Source organism: Rhizobacter sp. P5_C2 (assembly GCF_054049715.1).
Map to the genome: position 1 here is coordinate 1 of NZ_JBFULV010000203.1, position 4,376 is coordinate 4,376.

At 68.8% G+C, this 4,376-nt stretch carries 3 protein-coding genes; 2 read left to right on the forward strand and 1 reads right to left on the reverse strand.

The window, feature by feature from the left end; genetic code table 11:
* On the reverse strand, positions 1-2,562 hold a 2,562-nt coding region (locus tag ACXJLU_RS32825), incomplete at its 3' end, for a DNA topoisomerase III (RefSeq protein WP_457337924.1).
* Between the two features lie 174 nt (positions 2,563-2,736).
* Between ACXJLU_RS32825 and ACXJLU_RS32830 the strand changes: the two genes are divergently transcribed.
* Together ACXJLU_RS32830 and ACXJLU_RS32835 are read left to right on the forward strand one after the other, a co-directional pair.
* A complete protein-coding gene (locus ACXJLU_RS32830; RefSeq protein ID WP_056803783.1) occupies positions 2,737-3,210 on the forward strand; it encodes an SET domain-containing protein in 474 nt (157 codons plus the stop codon).
* Between the two features lie 7 nt (positions 3,211-3,217).
* The gene (locus tag ACXJLU_RS32835) at positions 3,218-4,219 is read left to right on the forward strand and encodes a biotin--[acetyl-CoA-carboxylase] ligase (RefSeq protein ID WP_457337925.1); all 1,002 of its coding nucleotides are present in this window, start codon (positions 3,218-3,220) and stop codon (positions 4,217-4,219) included.
* The last annotated feature ends 157 nt before the right edge of the window (positions 4,220-4,376 follow it).

The window sequence follows — 4,376 nt, forward strand, 5'->3', positions numbered from 1 at the left end:
CTTCGCGGCCGCACCCTTGGCCGGCGGCTTCGCGGCGCGCGGCTCGAACTCGAAGCTGACCTTGCCCTCCTTCTTGTCGAACGCCAGGAAGGCCTTGAACTTGCGCCGCGTCTTGTTCGAGACGAAGTTCTCCAGCAGGTCGGTCTTGCCGGTGGCGAGCAGCTTGCTCATCTGTTCGCGCGCCACCGGCTGCTGCAGGATGATCTTGCCGCTCTTGAAATCGCAGGTGATGTGCGCGCCGACCGCGTGCTCGCAGACGTAGGAGCTGCCGAACTCGAACACCCGGCCCTGGCACTTCGGGCAATGGCCCAGGCTCTCCTGGTCGGAGAAGTCGACCGGCTCGCCGGCTTCGGCGTTCTTCGCGTCCTCGCCGAAATCGAACTCGAGCTTCCAGTTCTTGATCTCGTCGTCGAAGGCGAGCTTCAGCTCGGCGGTGAACGGCCAGCCGGCCTTAGAGCGGAAGCCCTCGAGCGGGCCGATCTTCTTGTCGGCGATGAAGCGTTCGACCTCGTCCAGCTCGAAGCTGCGCCCGCCGGGGATCTTGCTGATCGAGAAGCCGCAGCCGTTGTCCTCGGCCGGGCTGGTGCCGACGCAGGTGAAGCGGCGGTAGTTCTCCTTCACGACGCCGCTGCAGTTGGGGCAGGGCGTCTTCAGCGTCGCGTAGTCGCCGGGGATGGTGTCGCGGTCGTATTCCTTGGCCTTCGCGACGATGCGCTGCGTCATCGCGGCGATCTCGGCCATGAAGGTCTCGCGGCTGAGCTTGCCCTTCTCCATCTCGGACAGCTGGAACTCCCAGTTGCCGGTCAGCTCGGGCTTGGTCAGGTCCTCGACACCCAGGCCGCGCAGCAGCGTGGTCAGCTGGAAGGCCTTGGCCGTCGGGATCAGCTCGCGCCCCTCGCGGTGCATGTACTTCTCGAGGATCAGCCCTTCGATGATGGACGCGCGCGTGGCCGGCGTGCCCAGGCCCTTTTCCTGCATCGCCTCGCGCAGCTCGTCGTCGTCGATCAGCTTGCCGGCGCCTTCCATCGCCGACAGCAGCGTCGCCTCGCTGTAGCGCGCCGGCGGCCGGGTCTTCATCGGGTTGACCGCCACCTCTTCGGTGCGCACCATCTCGCCGGCCGCCACCGCCACCAGGTTGGCGTCGTCTTCCTGTGCCTCGCGGCCGTACACCGCGAGCCAGCCCGGCTTCACCATCACCTTGCCGTTGGTCTGGAAGCTGTGCTCCTTGCCGGCCGCCTTCACGGTGCTGATGCGGGTGGTGACCATGAACTCGGCCGACGGGTAGAACACCGCGAGGAAGCGCTTGACGACCATGTCGTACAGCTTGGCCTCGACCTCGGTCAGGCTGCGCGGTGCCTGCAGCGTCGGGATGATCGCGAAGTGGTCCGACACCTTCGCGTTGTCGAAGATGCGCTTGTTCGGCTTGACGTAGCCTTCCTTCAGCGCCTTCGCGGCATGCGCCGACAGCGGGCGCAGCGGGCCCGGCATGTCGTCGGTGGCCAGCATCTGCATCGTGTCCTTCACGACGGCGACATAGTCCTCGGGCAGGTGCTTGCTGTCGGTCCGCGGGTAGGTCAGCACCTTGTGCTTCTCGTACAGCGCCTGCGCGATGCTGAGCGTCGTCTTCGCGCTGAAGCCGAAGCGGCCGTTGGCCTCGCGCTGCAGCGTCGTCAGGTCGTACAGGCCGGGCGCGCTCTGCGTGCTGGGCTTGGCCTCTTCGGTGACGCTGGCCGGCTGGCCGCGCGTGGCCTCGGCGATGGCGTTCGCATCGGCCGCGTTCCACAGGCGGTCGGCGCGCTGCTCGGCGTCGTCGGGGTTCTTCTTCCACTTCGGGTCGAACCACTTGCCGTCGTACTCGCCGGCCTGCGCCGCAAAAGTGGCCTTCAGCTCCCAGTAGTCGCGCGAGACGTGCTTGCGGATCTTTTCCTCGCGCTCGACGACGATCGACAGCGTGGGCGTCTGCACCCGCCCGACGGTGGTCAGGAAGAAGCCGCCGTCGCGCGAGTTGAAGGCCGTCATCGCCCGCGTGCCGTTGATGCCGACCAGCCAGTCGGCCTCGGAGCGGCTGCGCGCGGCCTGCGCCAGGCCCTGCAGGCTCTCGTCGCTGCGCAGGTTGTCGAAGCCGTCGCGGATGGCCGCCGGCGTCATGCTCTGCAGCCACAGCCGGCGCACCGGGTGCTTGCTCTTCGCATGCTGCTGGATCAGCCGGAAGATCAGCTCGCCCTCGCGGCCCGCGTCGCAGGCGTTGATCAGGTCGGTGACGTCCTTTCGCTTGACCAGCTTGACGATCGCGTTCAGCCGGCCCTTGCTCTTGTCGATCGGGTTCAGATCGAAGTGCGGCGGGATCACCGGCAGGTTCGCGAAGCTCCACTTGCCGCGCTTCACGTCGAACTCCTCCGGCGCCTTGATCTCCAGCAGGTGGCCGACGGCGGAGGTCACGATGTGGTGCTCGCCTTCGAAGTACTCGTCGTGCTTGTCGAACTTGCCCGCGGTGGGCGTCAACGCGCGCACGATGTCCTGGGCGACGGAGGGCTTCTCGGCAATGATCAGTGACTTGCTCATGGGACTTTCTGGTGATGGCTCGGCCGGGGTCGGCGCGTGCTCTCTACAATCCGGGCTTCTCGCGCGCATGCACGCATACGCATGCACGCGCGCGCACCCATGAATTCAATGTACCCAAAGAAATCGATGACGCAAGCCGGCACCGTCAAGTCCCCTCGGTCCAGATCGACCCCCGTGAAAGCCGCGGGCCAGGCGGCCGCCGCCGGCCGGCGCATCCAGGTGCGCCGCTCCGGCGTGCACGGCAAGGGCGTGTTCGCGATCGCCCCGATCGCCCGCGGCGAGGTCGTCATCGAGTACAAGGGCGAGGTCATTCCCTGGGAAGAGGCGCTGCGCCGCCACCCGCACGACCCGAAGGATCCGAACCACACCTTCTACTTCCAGCTCGACGGCGACATGGCGATCGACGCCAAGTACGGCGGCAACGCGGCGCGCTGGATCAACCATGCCTGCACGCCGAACTGCGAATCCGACGAGATCGACGGCCGGGTGTTCATCAAGGCCCGGCGCGCCATCAAGCCGGGCGAGGAACTGTTCTACGACTACGGCCTGATCATCGACGAGCGCTACACGCCGAAGCTGAAGAAGGAATACGAATGCCGCTGCGGCACCCGCAACTGCCGCGGCACGATGCTGGCCCCGAAGCGCTGAGGCTGCGATGAGCGACCACCCCGAAGACGACCCCCTCGATCCGACGCTGCCCGCGCCGACGCCGCAGCACTGGGGTGCCGAGGCGCTGTGGCAGCAGCTCGAGCCGCTGCTGCCGGGACTGAGCATCGAGGTGGTCGCGCGCATCTCGTCGACCAACACCGCACTGCTCGAGCGCGCCCGCGTCAACATGAGCGCGATCGACGAGGCCGCGGCCGAGCTGGTGCAGGTGCGCCGCAGCGTCGAGAGCGCCGCGTTCGGCCGGCGTGCAGCCGACGTGCAGCCCTGCCTGCTGGTGGCCGAGCACCAGACCGGCGGGCGCGGCCGCATGGGCCGCGTCTGGAAGGCCGCGCCGGTCGCCTCGCTGACCTTCTCGCTGTCGCTGCCGATGAACCCGCCCGACTGGTCGGGGCTGTCGCTCGCGGTCGGGGTCGCGCTGGCCGAGGCGCTCGATCCATCCCCCCCATCCCCCCCGGGCGACGCCGGCGCGCCGCGCATCGGCCTGAAGTGGCCGAACGACCTGTGGCTGATGGAGCCGGGCGCCGAAGGGGCCCGGATCGGCCGCAAGCTCGGCGGCGTGCTGATCGAGACGGTGGCGGCCGGCCCGCGGCGGCTGGCGGTGATCGGCATCGGCATCAACGTGCAGCCGATGCATGCCACCACCGAGCTGAACACCGGCTACGGCTGCGTGCAGGAACTCGACCCCACGCTGACCGCGCCGGGCACGCTGGCCCGCGTGGCGCTGCCGCTGGTGAAGGCGCTGATCGAGTTCAACCGGCGCGGCTTCGGTGCCTTCGTCGACCGCTTCGCCACCCGCGACCTGCTGCGCGGCCGCGCCATCACGACGACGCAGGCCGACGTGGCCGAGGGCATCGCCGACGGCGTCAGCGCCAACGGCATGCTGCGCGTGAGCACCGCCACCGGCCCGCGCGAGGTCGGCAGCGGCGAGGTCAGCGTGCGCCTGACACCGTCCGATGGCGGTGCGCCCGACCCGCAGGCCGAGGACGCCTGATGCTGCGCGCGATCGTGCTGTTGCTGCTGCTGGCGAACCTGGGCTTCTATGCCTGGACGCAGGGGCAGCTCGACGGCGTGGTCGGCGTGCGCGCGCAGGGCGACCGCGAGCCCGAGCGGCTGGCGCGCCAGGTGCGTGCCGACAGCGTGCGGATCCT

Bases quoted from the DNA above. Each gene is read 5' to 3' on its own strand.
- ACXJLU_RS32835 (WP_457337925.1), top strand. From the start codon at position 3,218: ATGAGCGACCACCCCGAAGACGACCCCCTCGATCCGACGCTGCCCGCG.